Genomic DNA, 22,002 nt, shown 5'->3' with positions numbered 1-22,002 from the left:
ATCCCTACCCTCCCAGCCGCTCCAGCAGCTCCCGCGCCCGCTCGTCGCCGCCGGCGGCGGCCATGGCGAACAGGCGGCGGGCGTCCTCCAGGCGCGGGGTGGCGCCGTACACGCTGTAGAGCTCCCCCAGCGCGGTCGCCGCGCGGACATCGCCGGCCTGCAGCCCCGCGGCCAGCCAGCGCTCCGCCTCGGCGTCGTCGCGCGCCACCCCCAGCCCCTGCATGTAGAAGCGGCCGAGGTTGACCTGGGCGCCGACCACCCCCTGCCGCGCCGCCGCCAGCGCCCACCGCGCGGCCGCGCCATAATCCGGCTCGCCCGTCGCCTCGCCGGTGGCGTGCAGCGCGCTCAGGCGGAACTGGGCGGCGGCGTTGCCGGCCTCGGCGGCCTCGCGGAAGCAGGCCAGCGCGGCGTCCCGGTCGGGCGGGCCGTCGGCGCCGGACAGGAACAGCTCGCCCATGTTGTGCAGGGCGTCGGTGCTGCCCTGGGCCGCCGCCGCCCGGAACCAGTGCAGCGCCCGCTCGGCGGAGCGCTCCACGCCATGGCCGGTCGAATAATGGGTGCCGACGGCGAGCTGCGCCGCGACGTCGCCCTGCTCGGCCGCCCGCAGGCTCCACCGCAAGGCTTCCACGGGATCGGCCGCCACCCCCCGGCCGGTCACGCAGAGCCGGCCGAAGACGCGCTGGGCGACGACGTCGCCGGCCTCGGCGGCGGCGCGGTACCAGTGGGCGGCTTCCATGGCATTGGGCAGGCCGCCCGCCGGGCCGCGCTCGTGGTGGGCTGCCAGGATCATCATGGCGGCGGGGTCGCCCTGGAGCGCCGCCTTGCGCAGCCAGCTCTCCCCCTGGACGGGGTTGGGCAGGACGCCGGTCCCGGTCAGCAGGCAGTGGCCGAGGTGGCGCTGGCCGGCGACGCTGCCGAGGACGGCGGCCTTGCCGAAGCAGATCGCCGCCTGCTCGGCCGACGCCGGCCGGCCCAGCCCGTGCGACCAGAGCCGGCCGAGGTAGACCCAGGCGGTGGCGTTGCCCTGGTCCGCCGCCTTCTCGAACCAGGCGTAGGCCTCGTCGTAGTCGGGCTCGCCCAGATAGCCGCCGGCCAGCAGGGTGCCGAGGCCGAGCTGACCCTGCGGGTTGCCCACCGCGGCGGCCCGGCGGTACCAGTGCGCGGCGGTGGCGTAGTCGGCCTCCGCCGGGTCGGCGCAGGCGAAATGGTTGCCGACCAGCGCCTGGGCCAGCGGGCGCCCCTGCTCCGCCGCCGCCATCGACCAGCGCAGGAACTCCGCACGGTCCGGTGCTATTCGCAGCCCCTCGGGAAACAGGGAGCGCAGCGCCGGGTCGCCGTCGTTCAGCCCGGCCGGCGCCACCCGCCCCTCGGCGTGCAGGATGGCCAGCCGCTCCTGGGCGGCGGCGTGGCCGCGCTCGGCCGCCCGCCGGTACCAGGCCAGGGCGTCGATGGCGCTGGCGATCGCCCCCTGGCCGCTCTCGTAGAGCTGGCCCAGCCGGTACTGCGCGTCGCCGTGGCCGGCGGCGGCGGCGGCCCGCCACTGGCGGAACGCGGCGCGGTGGTTGCCCTTGGCGTGCAGCCGCAGGCCGCGGGCGTGACGCCAGGCGGGCGCGAAGGGCCACAGCCGGTCGACGGCCAGACGCAGCAGCCGGCGCACCACCCGCGGCACCGTCGCCGGGCCCGCCCCGACGCTGCGCCCGTCACGGCTCACGCAGGCCTTCCTGGGAGCTGACCAGCGCGCGCTCCACCAGATAGGACATGATGGTCCGCCGGCCGACGACGATGTCGGCGGTCACCGGCATGCCGGGCACCAGCCGGAAATCCTTGGGCACGTTGCGCAGGTTCACGTCCTCCAGGTCGATGCGGGCGCGGTAGAACGGCTCCGAGGAGCGGACGCCGTCCTTCTGAGTGAAGGAGTCCTCGCTGATGGTCGCGACCTCGCCCCGGCCCATGCCGTGTTCCACGTAGCGGTACGCGTCGAACTTCAGCTGGACGGTGTCGCCCGGCTTGACGAAGCCCTGGTCGCGGGCGTCGATGTTGGCCTCGACCTGCAGCTTGGTGTTGAGCGGGACCAGGGTCATGATCTTGTCCGCCGTCTGCACCACCGAACCGACGGAGAGCGGCGCCACGTCGAGCACGACGGCGTCCTCGGCGGCGCGCATCTCCACCAGCTCGCGCCGCTTGATCGCCTTGATCAGCTCCTCGTTGATGCGGTCGCGCTCCACCTTCTTGTCCGCCAGCTGGCGGATGAGCTGCGAGCGCCACTGCTGGATGTAGACGTCCTCCTCGGCCTTCAGCGCCTCCAGGTCGTGGGTCGCGGTCAGCACGCTGGACTCGCTGGCCGCCAGGTTGCGCGAGGCCTCGACCCGGGCGTCGCTGGCGAGCAGGGAGTTGAGGCGGCTGCCCACCTTGTTCTGCTCCAGCTCCTGGCGCATGTCCTCCACCGCGGTCAGGAGCTGCAGGCGCCGCTTGTAGTGCTCCACGTCGGCACGGCTCTGGTGCAGGGTGGCGCGCGCCACGTCCTGCTTCTGGCTCAGGCTCATCATGCGCGAGCCGTACTCCGACTTGCGCGCCTTCCAGATGGCGGCCTGCAGCACGGAGTCCGGGTTCCCCTCGGTCGCCCGGTACTCCTTGTCCTGGAGCTCCATCTCCAGCCGCTCGATCTCGGCGTCCAGGCTCGACCGCTGCCGCTCGAACTGGGCCACGTCGGCCGCCGAGAAGGTGGGATCGAGGGAGGCCAGGAGCTCGCCCTTGTGGACGACCTGCCCCTCCCTCACCCGGATGTCGCGGACGATGGAGGTCTCCAGCGGTTGCAGGCTCAGCGCCGCGCTCTGCGACACCACCTGCCCGCGGGCCACCACGACGCGCTCCAGGGTGGCGACGCTGGCCAGCGCGATCAGGCCGATCAGCAGCACCGCCAGGGCGAGCACGGTCAGCCGCGCCGCCAGCGGGTCGGAGCCGCCGGTGATCTCGGCCGTCTCCGACTGGAAATCGCCGATCGTCTGTTCGGAATGCGACTTAGCCATGGAGCACCTTGACCGGATGGCCGCCGCCGTGGCCGGCGGTGTCGGCGACGAGGTGACGGTTCTGCTGGAGCCACAGGTGGCGGTAGATGTCGCAGCTCTTCAACAGGTCGTCGTGGCGGCCGGAGGCGTGCACCCTGCCCTGCTCCAGCACGACGATCTGGTCGCATTCGATGAGCGAGGCCAGGCGGTGGGAGATGACGATGACCGTGCGGCCGCGGGCGATGCGCCGCAGGTTGTTGTTGATGATGGCCTCGCTGTCGGGGTCGAGGGCGCTGGTCGCCTCGTCGAAGATCAGCAGGGCCGGGTTGCCGATCAGGGCGCGCGCGATGGCCAGGCGCTGGCGCTGGCCGCCGGACATGTTGGTGCCGCCCTCCTCGATCGGGGTGTCGTAGCCGCGCGGCAGCCGGTCGATGAACTCCTCCGCACCGCTGAGGCGCGCCGCCTCCACCACCTCGTCGAAGGTGGCGCTGGGCCGCGCGATGCGGATGTTGTCACGGATCGTGCCGCGGAACAGGAAGTTGTCCTGGAGCACGACCCCCAGGTTGGACCGCAGATGGTTGAGGTCGAACTGGCGCAGGTCGATGCCGTTGAGCTTGATCAGCCCGTCGTAGGACTGGTGCAGGCCCTGCAGCAGCCGGGTGATCGTCGTCTTGCCGGAACCGCTGCGCCCCATGATCCCCACCAGGCTGCCGGATTCGATGGTCAGCGAGACGCCGTCCAGCGCGAACGGCACGGCCCCGGGATAGCGGAAGCGCACGTCGCTCAGGCTGATGGCGCCGGCGATGGAGGGGCGCACGCCGGCACCGGCGACCTGCTCGGGGCGGCGGTTGACCACCGACGCCACCTCCGCCATGGCGCCGCGGACCTCCTCGATCTGCTGCAGCAGGGCGACGATCTGCACCAGCGGCGCGGTCGCGCGCGACGCCAGCATGGAGAAGGCCACCAGCGTGCCGGCCAGGATGGTCGACTGCTCGGTGATGGCCATGTGGGCGCCGATCATCAGCACGCCGGTGTAGATCAGCTTCTCCAGCGGCTGCAGGATGGTCTGCGGCTGGTTGCCCAGCCTCATGAAGGCGGTCTTGGCGCGCACGGCCTCGGCGACCCGGACGTCCCAGCCCCGCTGCTTGCGCCCCTCCAGCGCCAGGGACTTCACGGTGCGCATGCCGTGCAGCACCTCGATGAGGAAACTGCCCTTCTCCACCTCCGCCGCGATGACCCTCTGCTGGGCCATGCCGAGCGGGCGGAAATAGAGCACCACCACCAGGCACATCAGCGCGCCGATCCCCAGCACGATGGCCGTCAGGCTGGGGCTCAGGAAGAACATGGCGGGGATGATCACCAGGAGCGTCATGAGGTCCAGCAGGACGCCGAACAGTTGCTCGGTGATGAAGGTGCGGACGCGCCAGATCTCGTTGATCTTGTAGTTGATCATGCCGGTCGGCGTCTGCTCGAAGAAGTCCATCGGCAGGCGCACGAGACGGTTGAACACGGCCGTGTTGATGCGCGCGTCGACGCGCGCCGTGCCGACCGCAAGAAGCTCGCGGCGAAAGAACCCGAAGAGCGTGTCGAACAGGACGAGGACGAAGACGCCGCCGACGAGCACCTCCAGCGTCGACACCCGCTGGTACACCAGCACGCGGTCGACGACCATCAGGTACAGGAAGGGCGGAACGATGGCGAAGATGCTCATCATCATGGCGGCGATGAACACCGACCGGAAGATGGTGCGATCCCGGTAGATCTGCAGGAACAGCCAGGGGAAGCCGAAGGGCCGATCGTCCAGGTCCAGCTTGTGGCGGCGCTTGACGAAGACCGCCTCGCCGTCCCAGGCGGCGGCCAGCCGCGCCTCGTCCACGGTGATGCAGGTGTCGTCCGGTTGGTGCGGGCTGCGCAGGAGGACGGTGTCGCCGCGCCCGGCGTCGCCGGGCTGGTGCTTCACCAGCACCACCGCGCTGCCGTTGCGCAGCCTCAAAAGGATCGGCACCGCCTGGTTGACCCGGGCGAGCTGGCGCCAGGTGAGCCGGGTGGCGCGGGCGACCAGGCCGTTCTCGTTGGCGATGCGGACCAGCTTGGCCGTCGACAGGTCGGTGGACTCGAGCGCGTTGTCCCGTTCGATCTGGGCCGGCGAGAGATCGATCCCGTGCTCGCGCGCGACGAGCTGCAGCGCGACCAGGACCGAACGCTTGACGTCCTCGTCGGTCTCCGGGCACAGGGTGGGGTCGGCGCTGACGTCTGCCATGGATTCGCCTCAGGCTCGGCTGAATGAAGGTGCGGGATCGCTCTGGCCGGGCCGCGTTGGCCGCCCCCCCGTCACCGGCTCAAGATATGCGTCGGGATAGAACCCGGGCGCCGCCGGCGGCACCCGGGCCGGCGGGTCGCGCAGGCCTGACGCGTGGAGCGTCAGGAACAGCGAGATCCAGGCGTCCGCCGGGCTGTCCCACGGCAGCAGCCAGGTGGCCGCACGCCCCGCGCAGCGCTCGGGCAGGGAGCCGATGGCCGACGCGGCCAGCGGATAGCTGAAGTCCTGGATGCGATCCAGGGCGTGGAGGCCGACCTCGGGCGCCTGGACGGGGCACCAGGCGAGGTGCGGGGCAAGCCCGATCAGGGTCTCGCCCAGGTGGTCGTCCTCGACCGTCCCGTGCGGCACCAGGGCGTCGCCGTAGGCCCGCCACTCCGCCGCCGGGATCACCAGGTCGCCGAGGACGTGGATCTGCACGGGCAGCCCGCGGTCGCGGACCGTGCGGGCCACCGCCAGCACCACGTCCCGCCCTTCCCGCCGGCCCACCGGCCCGACGACCGCCACGCGCAGCCGGTCCCCGCCGTCGAGGCGCGGCACGAAGACGTGCCGGGTGCGCGACGCCGGGCGCGGCACCGGCGGGGCGGGGTGCACCGCCAGGTGGGGGTGCATCGCCGCCACCGTCTGCGCCAGCGCGTGGGAGCCGGCGATGACCCGGCCGGCCGTGCGGAGCAGACGGGGCAGCAGCGCCCGGGCCATGCCGCCCCCCGGCCCCACGTAGCGGCCGTCGCGGTCGCACAGATTGCGGTCGCCGGCCACCAGTCCGTAGTCGGCGAGGGTGACGTCGTAGGGAACGCCGAGGGCGTCGAGCAGCGCCTCGACGACGTCCTCGAAGCCGGCCGCGTCGCGCACGTCGGCGCGGACGACGCCGACCTCCCGCAGCACCTCGACCAGCCCGTCGAACCGGGCGGGAAGGTCGAAGCGGAGCCCCCGGCCGTCCTCGCAGGGCACCGCCGACAGGGTGACGTGGCCGCCGCCCTGCGACTGCAGGAACAGGCAGGCCGCCCGGCCGGCCACGGCGGCGGCCAGGGCGCGGGCGTCGACGGCGCGGTCCGGGTTGCCGAACGAACCGACCACCAGAACGACCGGCAGGGTGCCGCCGAGAAGGGTGCGAGTGACCGCGACGGCGTCGTGCCGGTCCATCCGGTCGAAGCGCGACGCGCCGATGCCCCTTAGCGCCGCGGCGACCGCGGCGCCGGCACCCGCAGGAGGGGTGTAGTCCCCGCCGGCGAGGCCGGACAGGGCGAGGTCGCCGGCGCGCAACGCCGCGCACACGGCGGGAACGGCGGCGCGCCGCATCACCAGACCGTCCAGCAGGGACAGCCTGCGGGCGTGATCGCCGGGGCGCACCACGGCGGCCCCGCTCCGCACCAGCTCCTCCAGCCCGGCCCGCAGGAGGGCCGGCGCGCCGCCGTCCTCGGCGGCGTGGAACGCCAGCACCGGCTGGCTGGCCGCCACCGCCGCCTGCTCGACCAGGGTCGCCCACTCCGCGCCGTCCAGCGGCACCGCCGGGCGGAAGGCGATGTGGACGACGGCGTGGGGCCGCGGTCGGGCGGCCAGCAGCGCATCCGTCGCCGTGCGGAACGAGGCGGCGCCGGGCGCGAACAGCACCGCGGCGACGGCCTCGTGCTCCAGCAGCGGGGCCGCGCGCCCCGAGAGGAAGTCCGCCAGCCCGTCGAGGGCCTGCCAGTGCCTCTTCACCCGCAGCAGGAAGCGCAGCGGCGAGCCGTCGTAGGCCGCCATCTCCGCGTCGGTGGTCTGGTCGACCAGGTGGGCGAACAGGCGGGAGGTCTGGTCGGCGTGGCTGCGCCGGCGCGACCCCTGTGCGGGATGGCTGCGGTAACTGACCAGGACGCCGGGGCTGCGGACGAACGGGACGGCCCGGGCCATGCGGAACCACAGCTCGTAATCCTGGGTGACCGGCAGGCCGGTGGCGAACGTGCCGACCCGCTCGAACACCTCGCGGGGGATGAGCATGGCGCAGCCATTGAGGACGCCGGTGTAGACGCCGTCGAGGGGGCGCGCCAGCAGATCGCAATCGCCGGCCGAGACGACGCCCTGCGGGGCGCCCGTCTCGTCGATGATCTCGTAGTCGCCGCAGACCACGCAGGTCCGTCCGAAGCGCTGCCAAGCCGCGACCTGCACCGCGATCTTCTCGGGCTTGTACAGGTCGTCGTGGCTCAGCCAGCTGAACGCCTCGCCGCGCATTTCGGCGATGCCGCGGTTGAGCGCCGCCGCCACCCCGGCGTTCGGCTGCCAAAAATAGCGGATGCGGTCGCCGAAGGCGGCGGCGATCGCCGCCGTCGCCCCGCCGTCGGTGGAGCCGTCGTCGACGACGATCAGCTCCACCGCGCCGTGGGTCTGGGCCAGGACGCTGTCGATCGCCTCCGCCAGGAACGCGGCGCCGTTGTAGACGGGGATGACGACCGACACGCACGGTTGCGGCTGTGTCATGGGCCCGCCGGAAGTCGCCGCGCCGGCCGACGGGGGCACGGTGCGCACAGGTGGATCATCGCGGCGACGGGGCGGCTCCGGCCGGCCGCGGGCCCGGAAGGCCGTCGTGGTGGCCGAGCACGATCCGCGCGACCGTGCCGCTGACGTTGGTCTTCCGGTAGAGCTCCGGTGCCTGCCAGTCCGGCTCCAGGGTCAGCGCGACATGGGCGGCGGCGAGGATGCCGTCGCGGCTCACCCCGCTGATCATGTTGCTGCCGCAGTCGACGGTTTCCGGCCGCTCCGTGGTGTCGCGGATGGTGACGTTCGGGGTGCCCAGGATCGCGCACTCCTCCTGGACGGTGCCGCTGTCGCTCAGGACGCACAGGGCGTTGCCCTCCAGGGCCACGAAGTCGACGAAGCCGAACGGGGAGAGGAAGCGGACGTCCCCCGCGTCGGGCGCCAGGCCGCAGGCCTCCATGCGGGCCCGGGTGCGCGGGTGGGTGCTGACGATCGCCGGCACGCCCAGGCGCGCCTGCAGCGCGACGACGGACTCCACCAGGATGCGCAGCCTCTCCTCGCTGTCGACGTTCTCCGCGCGGTGCATGGTGACGAGGAGGTAGCGCCGCGGTTCCAAGCCGAGCGTCGCCAGCACCGGCGCCTCGGCGATGCGCGGCCGCCAGCGCTCGATCACCTCGGTGATCGGGTTGCCCGTGACGAAGATCCGGCGGTCCGCGATGCCTTCGCGCAGAAGATGGCGCCGGCTGTGCTCGGTGTAGGGCAGCAGGATGTCGCTGCTGTGGTCGATGATGCGCCGGTTGGTCTCTTCGGGCACCCGGTCGTCGAAGCAGCGGTTGCCCGCCTCCATGTGGATGACCGGGATGCCCATCCGCTTGGCGACGATGGCGCCGAGCGCGGAGTTGGTGTCGCCCAGGATGAGCAGACGGTCGGGCCGCCGCTCGGCGAAGACCCTCTCGCAGCCGACCAGGATCTGCGCGATCTGGTCGGCCGCCGACGTCCCGCGCACGCCGAGGAACACGTCGGGTGCCCGCACGCCGAGTTCGGCGAAGAACACGTCGCTGAGCGCCGCGTCGAAATTCTGCCCGGTGTGCACCACGACATGGTCGCACAGGCGGTCCAGCTTCTCGATGATGAGGCTGAGACGGATGATCTCCGGGCGGGTGCCCAGCAGCGTGAGGATCTTCATCGCAGAAGCTCGCGTTCGAATTCCGGGGCGGTCTCGACGAGGAGGTTGCGGCGGATCAGAAGAGCACGCACCTCGGCCGGCGTCATCACCCCGTCGGCGGAGCTGTATTCGCCGGACGCCGCCGCCGCCGGCGCGCCGTCGTCGCACAGTTCGGGAAGCATGGGGCGCACGGCGATGTATCCGTTCTCGTGCCGGTACGCGCGATGCCCCTCCTCTTCGGACACCAGGATCTCGTGGATCTTCTCCCCCGGGCGCACGCCGATGAGCTCCGTCGGGATCGGCCGCCCGTCGATGAGCTGCTGGGCGATGTCGACCACCCGGGCCGAAGGCACGCGTGGCACGTAGATCTCGCCCGGCCGGGCGTCGGCGAGCGCGGCGAAGACCACGTCCACCGCGTCGTCGAGGCTGAGCAGGAACCGCGTCATGTCCGTGCTGGTGATGCTCACCGGGCCGCCGTCGCGGATCTGCTGGTGGAACAGCGGAATGACGGACCCGCGCGAGGCCAGGACGTTGCCGTAGCGCACGACGACGAACCGGGTGGCCGGGCATCCGAGGTTGGCCGCGATGAACAGGCGCTCCTGCATCGATTTGGTCATGCCCATCACGTTGACGGGCTTGACCGCCTTGTCGGTGGAGACGGCGACCACCGTCTCGACGCGGCAGCCCAGGTCGCGGATGGCGCGGATGATGTTCTCGGCCCCGCCGACGTTCGTGGCGATCGCTTCCGACGGAAAGTACTCGCAGCTCGGGACCTGCTTGAGCGCGGCCGTGTTGACGACGATGTCGACGTCGCGCATGGCGGCCGCGATGCTGTGCAGATCGCGCACGTCGCCGATCCGGAACTCCAGCCTGCCGATGGCCGCCTTGGCCGTTGCCGGGTCGCCCGGCGGGCGGGCGCCGAAGTAGCGCAGCCGCATCTCGTGCTGCTTGGCCTCGTCGCGGGAGAACACGATCACCTTGCGGGGAAGCCCCGCCCCCCCTGCGAGCATCCGGTCGACCAGGGTCTTCCCCAGGGAGCCCGTCCCGCCCGTGATCAGCACGGCCTTGCCCGTCAGCCCCATAGGTCCTGCTCCTCGTCGCGGGCGACCGCCAACATTTCATGCCATGCGGGCGGTTGGTAGGCGAACGTACGGCGAAACCGGGTCGAATCCAGGGATCGATCGATGACCACGGATTCGTCGCACAGGACGGGGATGGGGTGATCGTAGTAGCGGGCGAACAGCTGCAGCAGCTCGAATTTGCCGATGGGATCGGCCGACACATGATAGAGGCCGGAGGCGTCGGGGTGGTCGAGGATGAGCCGCTCGATGACCCGCGCCAGCTCGACCGAGGTCACGCCCGAAAAGATGGCGTTGGGATACCCGTTGACCGCGGCCCGCTGCGCCAGGAACCACTCGAGAAGACTGAGCTTGGTCTTCAGCTCGCGGCCGACGATCGAGGTGCGCAACGTCAGGCAGTGCGGCCCCGTCACCTCGCCCAGCAGCTTGGTCATGCCGTAGGTGTCCACGGGGTCCGGCGCGTCGTCCTCGGTGTATCGGCCGCGCCGCCCGGAGAACACGCAGTCCGTGCTGATGTGGATGAAGCGGGCGCCGGCGAGGCGGCACAGTCCGGCGATCTGATGCGGGGCGATGCTGTTGGTGGCGGCGGCGTCGACAACCGCCTGTCCCGACGGCCGCTGCTTCACAAGGCCGGCGCAGTTGACGACCACCGCCGGCCGCACGGTCGCCAGAACGCCTGCCACCGCGCCGAGGCTCCGGATGTCCACCCCGGGGTTGCATCCTTCAGAGGGAAGTCTCTCATGGGCTGCGTGTTCGCGCACCGTGTAGGATACTCCGAGACGCCGCGCCAAGTGCAGCACCAACCGATGGCCGAGCATCCCATCCCCACCCAGCACCAACACATCCATCTGATCTGCGCCTCTAGTGACATGCCGCCATCCTAGCCGAGAACGACGCAATACCATAAGTAACAACCGCGAGACATACCGATTTTTTCTAGGGATTTTCGGGTATGATCCCCCGGTAAATGCGGTGTTGCACCGCCTCCTGCGCCGTATAGCACCACGTTGGAAAACTGTGCTATGGAAGAGGTTGCCCAGCGACGGCCGGCACCACCAGCCAATCGCCATGGTAGCAACCGTTTTCCGCACAAGAGCCGAGCCGACGATGGCACACATCCGCCTGGACAACGTCAGCGTGACGTTCACCGTGCAGCAGCACGGTGCGCAGTCCCTGCGGCGGACCGTGCTGCGCATGATCGGCTCGCCCATCGGGCGCACCGGCGCCCGCAGCGTCCCCGTCCGGGCGTTGGACAACCTTTCATTGAACCTGAGCGATGGCGACCGCCTGGCCCTGGTGGGCGGCAACGGTGCCGGCAAGACCACACTGCTGCGCGTGATGGCGCGGATCTACGAGCCCCAGCGCGGGCGCGTGCGGATCGCCGGTCGCGCGACGTCGCTGTTCGACGTCGGGTTCGGCCTCGACTGGGACTCCACGGGATTCGACAACGTACGCATCCGCGCCGCGTATCTCGGCGTGCCGCCGGCGGACGTCGACCGCCGGATCGGGGAAATCGTGGAGTTCGCCGAGCTCGGCGACCACATCGACCGGCCGATGCGGACCTATTCGGAAGGGATGAAGCTTCGCCTGGCGTTTGCCACCGCCACCGCCTTCGACCCGGAAATCCTGCTGATGGACGAGTGGATCGGCGTCGGCGACGCGCGCTTCGTGGAGCGCGCCCAGCAGCGTGCCCAGTCGTTCGTCGGTCGCACGCGCATATTCGTCGTCGCCTCGCATCTGGAGACGGTGCAGCGGGGGATGTGCAACAAGGCCCTCTGGCTCGATCATGGCCAGGCCGTCGCGTTCGGTCCGGTCGACGACGTTCTCGAACGCTACGCCGCGTGGAACGGCGGGACGCCCGATGGCGCCGCGGCGCACCCGCGACGTGCCGCGCGATGACGGCGGCCAAGATGGCCGGAGCGGCGGCTCCCGCCGACACCGTCCTGGTCACCGGAGCCGCAGGATTCCTGGGGTCCCATCTGGTGGAGCGTCTGGTGGCGCTGGGGCACCGGACCCGCTGCCTGGTCCGTCGCGCCGACGCGCCGCTGCCCGCCTCGCCGCTGATCGAGCGGTGGGTGGTCGACCTCGACGACGCCGAGAGCATCGGCCGCGCCGTGGACGGGGTGCACACCATCTATCACCTCGCCGCCCTTCCCGCGGCCGACCACGATCCGCAGAGGATCGGCGCCGCGATTATCACCAACATTGTCGGCACGCTGAACACTCTCGAGGCGGCCCGGCGCGGGGGTGCCGCCCGGATCGTCCTGGTGTCGTCGAGCCACGTCTACGGGTATACCGACCGCCTGCCCGTGCCGGAGGACGCCCCGCTCGCGCCGCGGTCGGCGTATGCGGCAACGAAGGTCGCGGCGGAAGCGCTGGCGCGGGCCTACGAGGCCGCGCACGGGCCGGCGGTCACCATCGTCCGGCCCGCCAACATCTACGGCCCCCGACAGACGGCCGACACCATCATTCCCACCATCGTGCGGCAATCGCTCGTCGACGCCGAGGTTGCGGTGCGGTCGTTGCGGCCGCGCCGCGATTTCGTTTTCGCCGACGACGTGGTCGACGCCCTGGTGTTGGCCGCTCGGCTGCCGCAGGCGGCGGGACGCACCCTCAACATCGGTTCGGGCACGGCGGTCTCCATCGCCGAGCTCGCGGGACGGATCCTGAGCCTGTGCGGACGCGAGCAGGACGCGCCGGAGGTTCCGGTCGGCGATGGCGACCGGTTCTGCCTCGACTGCGGCCTGGCCCGGTCGCTTCTCGGGTGGGCGCCGCGGGTGACGCTCGACGACGGTCTGCGCCGGACCGTCGCGTGGTGGCGCGGGCGGCGCTCCGATCTGCACGGCGGCGGGGCGGGCTGATGGAACGCCCGCTGGTGAGCATCGTCATTCCCGTCTACAACGGGGCCGATTACCTGGCCGCGGCGATCGACAGCGCGTTGGCCCAGACCTATCCGGCCGTCGAGATCCTCGTGATCGACGACGGTTCGGACGACGATGGCGCGACGGACGCGGTGGTCCGCGGCTATGGCGAGCGCATACGGTGCATACGCAAGGCGAACGGCGGCGTCGCCACCGCCCTCAACCGCGGCATCGACGCCATGCGGGGCCAGTTGTTCAGCTGGCTCAGCCACGACGACCTCTACATGCCCGACAAGATCGAACGCCAGGTGGAGGCCATGCGGTCGTTCGGCGGGCCCTGCATCGTCATCGGCGATTTCGCCTTGATGGATGCCGGCGGCAACGCCTTGCACACCCATTCCCTGGCCGGATGGAACCTCGTCGCCCGGCCGCTCGACGCCGTGTTCCGGGGGTTGATCAACGGCTGCACGCTGCTCGTTCCCCGGCATCTGTTCCGCCGCGTCGGCACCTTCCGTCCGGACCTGCCGACGACCCAGGACTACGAACTCTGGTACCGCATGGCCCGGGAGGTTCCGTTCCTCCACTGCCCCGGGGTCGGCGTGCGCCAGCGTATCCACCCCGGGCAGGGCTCGCGCCAGCATGCCCACCTCGATGAGGCTGGGCGCCTCTATGCCGAGTTGCTCGACCGCACACCCGCGGCGACGATGTGTGCCTACGAGGGCAGCGAACTGGCCTTCCTGTCGCGGCTGCGCGCCAACATGGCCGTCTATCCGGCCGCGCTGGCGTACGTCGACTTCCGCATCGCCATGCGTTTGCGCGACGTGCGGATCACCGCGGTGATCCCCGACGGGCCGGACGGGCCGGCGCGGGCCGCCGACCTGCGCACGCGTCTCGCCGGGCTCTCGCCCCACGTCGACGTCCACACCTTGTCCCGCGCCGAACGGGCAAGGGATCAGATTGCCCGCTTGGCGGAGCTGCGCGGCGCCGGGACGTGGCGCGGGTGGCCGATGCCGGCCGGCGTGACGCCGCCCGATCCATCGGATGCGGTGCTCTGGGTCGCCGGCGACGGCACGCCCTGCCTCGACACCCTGCACCAGGCCATGGCAAACGTGGTCGGAGGCAGCGCGGACATGGTGCTGCCCCCGGCCCGGCCCGGCGGCGACTGGCCGTTGGGCGGCCTGCTGATGCGCTGGAGTGCGCTTCCCGCGCTGGCGGGCGCCGTCGATCCCGACGGCGCCGTCGACTGGGGCCGCCTCCACCTCCGCACGCCGGCGGGCGCCCACGGGGCGCCGATGCCGGTCGACGACGGGCCGGCCGTCGGCCACGACGAGAACCACGGCGACGACGACGCGGTCGCCGCCGCCGTCCGGGCGTGGGCCGGTCGCGGCCCGGCCCTGCTGCTGCTGGTCGATGCCGACAGCGTCCGCGGGCGCATCCATCTCGACCGGCTCGCCGCCCGGATCGACGGCCGGGTGCGGTGCGTGGTGGCGCGCGCCGACGGCGACAAGCGCCTGCGCATCAGCGCGGGGCACACCGGCAAGCACCCCGGCCTCACGCTGGCCCTTCCGCACGAGGCGGATGCGCTGCGGGCCCTCGTGGCCGGGGTCGGCGTCACACGGGTCGACGTCCTGGCCACCGTGCGACTGGGGGTCGTGGCCGAAACGGTTCTTGCCACACTCGCCCTTCCGTTCGACGTGACCCAGCTCGTCCCGCCGCCGTCCGCCGCCGCGCCGCCGTTCCACCTGCGGCGCGCGCAGCGGGTGATCGCCTTCTCGCCCGACATCGCCGACCGGGTCAATGGCATGGCCGGGGCGGTGCGTGCCGAAGCCCACGGCCATTGGGGGACGGCGGCGCGGCATACCTTCCGGCCGCGCGTTTGGACCGGCGAGACCTTGCGGGTTCTGCTGCTCGGCGACGCCGGCGACGGGCAGGACGCCCGGGCGATCGCCGAGGTGGCCGATGCCGTCGCCGAACGCGGCTTGCCCATCCGCTTTCACCTGTTCGGCGGCATCGCCTCGATGACGCAGCGGAAGGACGGGGCCGGCAACCGGGTCGTCATCCCCGAGCCGGGCGGCACCGCCCCCCTGATCGAGGCGGTGGCCGCGGTGGCCCCGCACGCCGCCTGGCTGCCCTTCCGCCGCGCCGACGCGTGGACGGCGGAGCTTTGCTTCGCCATGGATCTCGGCCTTCCGCTGGTCACCACCGACCTGCCCGTGGTGGCACGCCAGTGCGGGGGCCGGCCCCACACCTGGCTGCTGCCGGCGGACAGCCCGGCCGAGGCGTGGCTAAGCCGCTTCCTTGCGCTTCACGCCGACGGCGTGGCCGCCTCCGACGAGCGACCGCCGCCGCACAGCTCCGGCGCAGCGGCGCCATCGCCGCGGCCCCTGTCGATCGACGCCTACCTCGCGCCGACCTTCGCGCCCGCTGCGGCCGCCGGGGGCCGTCAGGGCGACGCGCCCCGGCCCGCAGCCTGACCAGGACCGCCAATGCTCGTCGAATTCGACTCCCACCGTTCGAGCCACCGGCGTCTCGCCTGGGACGACCTCGTGGACGGGATCGGCTGTTGGCGCCTGTGGGGCGCCATGGCCTGGCAGGATGTCCGCAACCGCTACCGGCGCTCGCTGCTCGGCCCGCTCTGGCTGACGTTGAGCACCGCCATTCTCGCCGGAAGCCTGGCACTGGTCTACGGCAGCCTCTTCAACATCAGCGTCCGGGACTACCTCGGCTATCTCTGCATCAGCCTTGCCGTGTGGTCGCTGGTGTCGTCGTCGCTGACCGACGGCTGCACGGCCTTTCTCGGTGCCGAGCACACGATCAAACAGGTGAAGATCCCCTACTTCGCCTACATCCTCCGCTCGATGTGGCGCAACATCATCGTCTTCTTCCACAACATCGTCGTGTTCATCGCGGTCATGGCGCTGTTCGGGAATTGGCCAGGCTCCGTTGCCCTGCTGTTCGTTCCGGGCATGGCGCTGCTGCTGGTCAACATCGCCTGGATGAGCCTTCTCCTCGCGGCGGCCTGCACACGCTTCCGCGACATTCCCCCAATCATGACCAACCTGCTGCAGCTGTTCTTCCTGGTCACCCCGATCATGTGGAAGCCGGAGACGCTGGGCCAGAAGCGCCACCTGATCACCGCCAATCCACTGTACCACGTTCTCGAAACCTGCCGTGCGCCGCTCCTCGGCGCCGCACCGAGCGCCTTGAACTGGAGCGTGACCGTGGGAGCCGCGGTTCTCGGCAGCGCGGTGACCTTCGCCGTGTACGTCCGCCTGCGCGGCAAAATCGCCTACTGGCTGTAGGGATTTATGGATGTCGGTCGGGTATTTCGTCTGGCTCCCGGGGTGGTCGTATGACAAATGCACGCCGCGGTCACCCAGACTTCGGGCACCGTGTCGGAAGCGCCCATGGCGCAGGGCCGGTTATTCTGGTCGTCGACCAAATTCATTCCCGCAAGCCGGGCAGAACGACCTTGCGCGATGCCCCTCCGACAACGACGCGAGCGCGCCGCGCCATAGCATTCTGCCATTGTATCGTCCGGCACCTTGCCATTAGAATGTTAGTTGCATTGATTACCTCCTTTTCGATCCTCTTTGGGGGCAGTCTGCTTTAACCTTAGGTTGTGCCTGGACTTCGGAACGCGGTGATGGACATCAATTGGCACAACGGCCCAACCGGGCCGGACCTCTGTCCCGTGTGCAAGGACGATACGCCCAAGCACCATGTGCTGGACGTGGCGGCGGGCCCCGCGGACCGACCGCTGTCGCTGCGCCGCTGCCCGGCCTGCGGCACCGGCTATTTCGCCGATGCCCCCGCGGTGGAGTACGCGGTCGACGCCGCCGACCCGACCGCCCTGGCGTTCTATCTCGAACAGGGCGCCGGCATCGACGTCATGGTGGCGCCCCTGGCCGCGGTCGATCCGACGACGGTCGCGCGCTACCTGGAGATCGGGTGCGGGTTCGGCTTCTCGCTCGATTTCGCGCGGGTGGCGTACGGCTGGCGGGTGTGCGGAATCGATCCCGGTGGCAACGCCCGCGCCGGGCGTGATCTGCTCGGCCTGGACATCCGGTCGGAGTACCTGAGCGACGCCCTGCCCGACGCCGAGCGCCCGGACCTGATCCTCTGTTCCGAGGTGATCGAGCACATCGGCGACCCCGATGCCTTTCTCGCCACGCTGCGCGCCGCCCTGGCCGCGGACGGCACGCTGCTCCTGACCACGCCCAGCGTGGAGGCGGTGCGCCCCGACACGCCGCCGGGCGTGCTCCTTCCCGTGCTCAGCCCCGGCTATCACGTCATCCTGTACAGCCCGCGCGGTCTCGAGCTGGTGCTGCGCCGTGCGGGCTTCGACGCCGTGACGGTGACCGAACGCGGGTCGACGCTCGTCGCCAGTGCCGGAGGAACGCCGAGGCTCCAACGCCCGCTCGACCGAGGGCTCTTCCGATCCTACCTGGCGAAACGGTGCGCCGAGGTCGATGGCGCCACGCCCCTCGGCATCGGCCTGCGGGCGCGCCACGTCAAGGAACTCGTCAATGCCGGCGCCTACGCCGACGCGGCCGTCGCCGCCGCCGATCTGCGGGAGGCCTGGCAACGGGGCTGGCCATCCGACCCGGCCGACCCGGCGACGCTGGCACCTGAGGGATCGCCGCTGCCCGACGGCCTCGCCGCCCTCCACCGCGAGGTGCCGTTCTGCGCGGCAAGCGCGGCCTACCACCTCGGCATTCTGGCGTGGCAGCACGCCGGCGATCTCGCGGCGGCGCGCGCGTGCTTCGCAGCGGCGGCGCGGACGGGGGAGCGCCTCCGGGCGCTGCTGCGCCGGATCGGCAGCGACGACGGCGAAACCGATCACCTGGTGTGGCGGGCGCGGTCCAACCTGGTCCGGCTCGCCGCCTGGACCGCCCCGGCGGAGGCGGTGGAGCTGGCGGAAGCGTTCGGCCGGTCGCGCGGACCGCTGCTCGACGAGCCCGTTCCGCCCGACCTCGTCCACGAAACCGCCGGCGAGGTGCTGGTTACGCTGGTCAACCGCGGCCAGTACGAGCACGCGACGCGAATGTCGGCCGCCGTCGTGACGGTGCCGGAGGAGATGTGCGGCCTGACCGACGCCTTGGTGAGCTTCGTCCGCGGCATCCTCGGGCTGAACGCGCACCGCTCGTATGCGCGAGCGGCCGCGGAGTTCGCCCGCGCCCACCGGATCTGCCGCGGGCTCGTCCGGAGCGGACGCGACGGCGGTGGCGCGTTGGTCTGGGAGTCGCTGTACCACCAGGCCCTCGCCTGGGTGCTGGCGGGCGACGCCCGCCAAGCCTCGTCGGCGGCTTCGGAACTGGCACGCCTGTCGGGCCGGGACGACCTGCCGCCCCTGCCTCGGTCGGTCGAGGACAAGATGCGCGCCCTCGCCCAAGCCCATCACCTCGCCTGAACAAAGTCGCCAGAATGCAGATTCCGCTCGGTGTGAATGTCGTCAGGTTTCTCAGCCAGGCGGTCTTTCGCGTGCTGACCTGGATGCGGATCGCCGCATCCTATGCACTGTACTGGTCCAGCTTCTTCCGCTCCAGCAGCCACGTCGTCGCCCGCCATGCCGGCGCGGCCGGCCTGAAGGAGGCGCGGCGGGTCGCCGTGTTCGTTCACTATGACCGCCACGGCGTTGTGGACGACTATGTGTTCTATTACCTCAGGTCGATCGTCGACGCGGGGTTCCGGATCGTCCTCGTCAGCAATTCACGGGCGATCCGGCTGCCGGACCTCGAGCGGCTCAAGAGCCTGTGCGCCCTGATCCTCGTTCGCGACAACGTCGGCTTGGATTTCGCCGCGTACAAGGACGGGATCGCGGCCATTCCCGATTTGCGGTCGCTCGACGCACTGATCCTCGCCAACGACAGCGTCTACGGCCCGATCCACGATCTCGGCCGCATGATCGAGAAGATGGACAGCGGCGTCGCCGATGTCTGGGGCGCCACCGACAGCTGGGAGATCAGTTTCCATCTCCAGAGCTATTTCCTCCTCCTCCACCACAAGGCGCTGGCGTCGGAGAGCTTCGCCGCGTTCTGGCGGACGGTGCGGTGCGTCCAGTCCAAGACCTGGGCGGTGCGCCGGTACGAGGTGGGCCTGACGCGGCATCTGCAGCGCGGCGGATTCCGCTGCCGCGCCCTGTTCCGCTACCGCGAGATCGCCACCCGCATCACCGATACGGTGCTCGACCAGCGGCTTCTCGATGACGACAATCTGGACCACGCGCGCAAGGCGTATCTGGGGCGCGTGCTCTCCTGCCTTCTGTCCGGCATCCCTCTGAACGGCAGCCACTATTTCTGGGACGTGATGATCGCGAACATGGAGTTCCCTTTCATCAAGCGGGACCTGCTGCACAAAAACCCCGTGCGCATCCCGTTTCTTGGCCATTGGGAGCTTCTCGTCCGGCAGAACAGTGCCTACGATCCCGATCTCATCCTGCGGCATCTGGAACGCTCGCTGAAGAACCGGAGCGTGTAGGGGCTGGGCCGGGCGGTGCCCGTCGCGGCGCCACGGTACGCCGCCTCGGTCAGCGCCGAATGGCGGCGGCACGCTCGTACATCGCGAGTATCCTGGGGTTGACGACCGCTTCGGACAGCCGCTCCCGCAACACCGCGTCATTGCGGGCGACGGCTCCGTCCACCAGACTGTCGTCGGTGACGGCGCGCCGCACGGCATCCGCCAGGGCGTCGACATCCTCCGCCGGCGCGGTGAGCACGGATCGGCTGCCGGTCCATTCCGTCAGGCAACTCGTGTCCGACTGGATCGGCAGGCTTCCCATCAGCACCGCCTCCATGGCCGAGGTGCAGATGCCGTCGCTCAGGCTGACCCCGACGGAACAGCGCGCCATGCCGTGCAGACGCATCAGGTCGGAAAAGGAGAGATACGGCAGCCTGACCACCGGAACCCCGGTTTCGCGCTCGAAGGCGTCGAGCGCGTCGGACAAGGACGGGCTGCGCGCGTAGACCGCAACGCGGTATTCGGACAGCGCGGTGCCGACCCGGCGCAACGCTTCCAGCGCCGTGTCGGCGCGGCCGACCGACGACTGGTAGCCCTTCACCATCACCAGGCGCCGCCGCGACGTCGCTCCCGGGCTGCGCAGCGCCTGGAACCACTCCAGATCGAATCCGCCGCCAATGGGCTGCACCGCCAAGGTGGCGCCGCGGAATCCGTGGCGACGCGCCAGGGCCACATCGCGCGCGCATTCCGCGAAGTAGCCGTCGGCCACCCGCAAGGTCTCCTCTATGGCGGCGCGATAGTCGGGTTCGCGGCCGAAGAAATGGATGTCGCAGCCCCAGTTGCTGACGATCCAGGGGGGAAAGGGCTGACGGCAGAGCTGCCGGGCGGCGAGCGTCAGGAAGCTCGTCTGATGGAGGGAAAAGCTGTGCAGCACGTCGGGCCGCAGCGTGTCGATGACGCCGGCGAGCCACGCGGCGGCCTCCCCGGCATCGCGGTTGAACATCGCCCGTTTGGCGACCTCCAGCATGGCCGGGTCGGCCAGCCCCCCGTCCGCCGCGACGGGGCCATCCGCTTCGGGCGGACGCCCCGCCGCCCCGGCGTGCACAGTGACACCGGCGTGCAGCGGCACCTCGTCCGCGCCACCGCACAAGACGGCCAGGTGGACGTCGTGGCCATGGCGCGCCAGCAGGTTCACGTGGCGGTCGCAATGGTTGCTGCGGTAGACGGCAATGCAAAGGATGCGCATCAGATGTCCGTCCGGCTGTCGGCCCACCGCTCCGTCGGGGCCGGCCGCAGCGACATTCCCTGAAGCACCCGCTGCCAGATCTCCGGATCGCCGGGCCGGTTCGGCACCTCGACGCAGCAGACGCCGGCCGTGTCGTCTTCGCGGTCCCGCACATCCGGCGCGTCGTCGGAGGGTTGGAGCAGCAGCACGTCGACCTGTCCGGCCGTGCTGAGGGAGACGGCCGAGCGGGCGTCGACGGCAGCGGAGACATCGCCGCTCCAGCGCACCAGCAGAATCGACGAGGCTTCCGCGAACGCCGTCAACAGCCGGCTCGTGCGGCGTTCGAGCCTGTCCTTGAACGCCGGGTACGTCTCGTCCCAAGGCTGGCCGTCCACCACAGGAAAATCGTGCACGGACAATATGTTGTAGGTTGTGTCCTCGATGAAATAGGAACTGTGTTCGCTCGTACGTCCGTCTTCGAAGGCTTCTTCGTCGAAATGGGTCGCGAATCCGTCGACCGGGCGCAGCGTCGCGCGGTCCATGAACCCGGAGAAGCGGTTTCTCAGCAGCCGCGCCACGTCGCCAAGGTTTCCCGCGTACACCCAGTCCAGCGGCATGCTGAACCGTCGGAGGTGATGATTCCGCAAGTACGCCGCCGGATCGCAGGCACTTCCCAGGCTTACGAACAGATCATAGGGACGTTGCACATCGCTCAACCGCAATTTGAGCTCCGAAGAAAATTGGCGTTGGCCAGACCGCGCGACGAGCACCGTAGAAGATGTTCAGGCCGGTGTACACGACGATCCGACGGAGCGGCGCGCCGGTGGCCTTCCACGTGCCGAGTCAGACGTTCTGCCGCGCCGCGGCGGAGTATAAACAGGTTTTTTGGCGGTCAGTTTGTGGTGAACCGACCCGAAATTCTCTGAGGCAATGTGGTTTGCAGCGGGGGGCGCACTGTGTCAGCTTGGCTCGTTCGAACGTAAGCCCGTTCTGCTCGCCCCTGCCTACACCACAGACCCACCACACGTTGACGATCACGAAGCGTAAAGCGAACGAGACCAATATGTTACCGGATTTGGTTGTGGGGTCCACCCGTCGTCCATCTCTCCAGATTTCGCTTCGGAATCAACATTTTGGATCGCGTTCCCCCGTGCTTCGTGCGGGAGGCGCGGCGCTGTAGCCCGGACCTGTGGCCCAGGGCTGCAACGCACCGCCTCCCCGACCCTGGGAGCGGCCCGGTGCGTCGTCGCTGTCATCTTGCCCTGCGGCATCACACCTGGGTCTGGCGCCGCCGGTTACGACGTCGACGCGCCATTCGTGCGTGAACGCAGGCCGGTGAGCCGTCCCGACGCCATCCTTGGCGCGGCTGGAGGTCGCCGTCGGCAACCTCGCGGAGGTCCACGACAGCGTCGGCTCGATGCCGGCGATGGCCCATCCGGC

At 70.6% G+C, this 22,002-nt stretch carries 15 protein-coding genes; 6 read left to right on the top strand and 9 right to left on the bottom strand.

The features are described from left to right. Positions 1 to 4: 4 nt before the first annotated feature. From ACSBPG_RS19050 to ACSBPG_RS19020, 7 genes are read right to left on the bottom strand one after another with little or no spacing between them, the layout of a single operon-like run. A complete protein-coding gene (locus ACSBPG_RS19050; RefSeq protein WP_435538779.1) occupies positions 5 to 1,711 on the bottom strand; it encodes an SEL1-like repeat protein in 1,707 nt (568 codons plus the stop codon). Next, on the bottom strand, positions 1,701 to 3,026 hold the full coding sequence (locus ACSBPG_RS19045; protein ID WP_435538778.1) for an HlyD family type I secretion periplasmic adaptor subunit: 1,326 nt from the start codon (positions 3,024 to 3,026) through the stop codon (positions 1,701 to 1,703). Before ACSBPG_RS19045 ends, ACSBPG_RS19050 begins: the two co-directional genes overlap by 11 nt. Continuing rightward, a complete protein-coding gene (locus ACSBPG_RS19040) occupies positions 3,019 to 5,265 on the bottom strand; it encodes a peptidase domain-containing ABC transporter (RefSeq protein WP_435538777.1) in 2,247 nt (748 codons plus the stop codon). Before ACSBPG_RS19040 ends, ACSBPG_RS19045 begins: the two co-directional genes overlap by 8 nt. 9 nt (positions 5,266 to 5,274) lie before the next feature. Next, positions 5,275 to 7,776, bottom strand: coding sequence for a glycosyltransferase (locus tag ACSBPG_RS19035; protein WP_435538776.1), 2,502 nt, complete (start codon positions 7,774 to 7,776; stop codon positions 5,275 to 5,277). 55 nt (positions 7,777 to 7,831) lie between these two features. Beyond that, a complete protein-coding gene (gene wecB / locus ACSBPG_RS19030) occupies positions 7,832 to 8,959 on the bottom strand; it encodes a non-hydrolyzing UDP-N-acetylglucosamine 2-epimerase (protein ID WP_435538775.1) in 1,128 nt (375 codons plus the stop codon). Continuing rightward, positions 8,956 to 10,020: a polysaccharide biosynthesis protein gene (locus ACSBPG_RS19025; RefSeq protein ID WP_435538774.1), complete on the bottom strand. Its 1,065-nt coding sequence runs from the start codon at positions 10,018 to 10,020 to the stop codon at positions 8,956 to 8,958. Before ACSBPG_RS19025 ends, wecB begins: the two co-directional genes overlap by 4 nt. After that, positions 10,011 to 10,865 carry a dTDP-4-dehydrorhamnose reductase family protein gene (locus ACSBPG_RS19020; protein ID WP_435538773.1) on the bottom strand — a complete coding sequence of 285 codons (855 nt, stop codon included), beginning with the start codon at positions 10,863 to 10,865 and terminating at the stop codon, positions 10,011 to 10,013. Before ACSBPG_RS19020 ends, ACSBPG_RS19025 begins: the two co-directional genes overlap by 10 nt. A 259-nt stretch (positions 10,866 to 11,124) precedes the next feature. On the opposite strand from ACSBPG_RS19020, the gene ACSBPG_RS19015 reads away from it, so the two are divergent. The 6 genes from ACSBPG_RS19015 to ACSBPG_RS18990 all read left to right on the top strand — a co-directional run bounded on the left by ACSBPG_RS19015 (position 11,125) and on the right by ACSBPG_RS18990 (position 19,358). Then, entirely contained in the window at positions 11,125 to 11,916 is a 792-nt protein-coding gene (locus ACSBPG_RS19015; RefSeq protein WP_435538772.1) for an ABC transporter ATP-binding protein, read from the top strand. Positions 11,917 to 11,927: 11 nt separating this feature from the next. Continuing rightward, positions 11,928 to 12,878 (top strand): NAD-dependent epimerase/dehydratase family protein, encoded by a 951-nt coding sequence (locus tag ACSBPG_RS19010; protein WP_435538771.1) that lies wholly within the window; start codon positions 11,928 to 11,930, stop codon positions 12,876 to 12,878. Then, complete coding sequence (locus ACSBPG_RS19005) at positions 12,878 to 15,352, top strand: glycosyltransferase (protein ID WP_435538770.1); 2,475 nt, start codon at positions 12,878 to 12,880, stop codon at positions 15,350 to 15,352. The genes ACSBPG_RS19010 and ACSBPG_RS19005 overlap by 1 nt, the downstream gene beginning before the upstream one ends. A gap of 12 nt (positions 15,353 to 15,364) precedes the next feature. Then, positions 15,365 to 16,180, top strand: a complete 816-nt coding sequence (locus ACSBPG_RS19000) for an ABC transporter permease (protein ID WP_435538769.1) — start codon at positions 15,365 to 15,367, stop codon at positions 16,178 to 16,180. Positions 16,181 to 16,572: 392 nt separating this feature from the next. Then, entirely contained in the window at positions 16,573 to 18,291 is a 1,719-nt protein-coding gene (locus ACSBPG_RS18995; RefSeq protein ID WP_435538768.1) for a class I SAM-dependent methyltransferase, read from the top strand. A gap of 14 nt (positions 18,292 to 18,305) precedes the next feature. Next, positions 18,306 to 19,358, top strand: coding sequence for a rhamnan synthesis F family protein (locus tag ACSBPG_RS18990; RefSeq protein WP_435538767.1), 1,053 nt, complete (start codon positions 18,306 to 18,308; stop codon positions 19,356 to 19,358). A gap of 49 nt (positions 19,359 to 19,407) precedes the next feature. Here ACSBPG_RS18990 and ACSBPG_RS18985 read toward each other — a convergent pair whose 3' ends face one another. Next, positions 19,408 to 20,583, bottom strand: coding sequence for a glycosyltransferase (locus ACSBPG_RS18985; RefSeq protein ID WP_435538766.1), 1,176 nt, complete (start codon positions 20,581 to 20,583; stop codon positions 19,408 to 19,410). Continuing rightward, on the bottom strand, positions 20,583 to 21,269 hold the full coding sequence (locus tag ACSBPG_RS18980; RefSeq protein WP_435538812.1) for a DUF1796 family putative cysteine peptidase: 687 nt from the start codon (positions 21,267 to 21,269) through the stop codon (positions 20,583 to 20,585). Before ACSBPG_RS18980 ends, ACSBPG_RS18985 begins: the two co-directional genes overlap by 1 nt. Positions 21,270 to 22,002 lie beyond the last annotated feature (733 nt).

Origin of the sequence: Azospirillum sp. ST 5-10 (assembly GCF_051225715.1) — a bacterium.
Lineage (GTDB): Bacteria > Pseudomonadota > Alphaproteobacteria > Azospirillales > Azospirillaceae > Azospirillum.
Note: the sequence above shows the minus strand (reverse complement) of the source record. Positions and strands in the feature narration are given on the sequence as shown.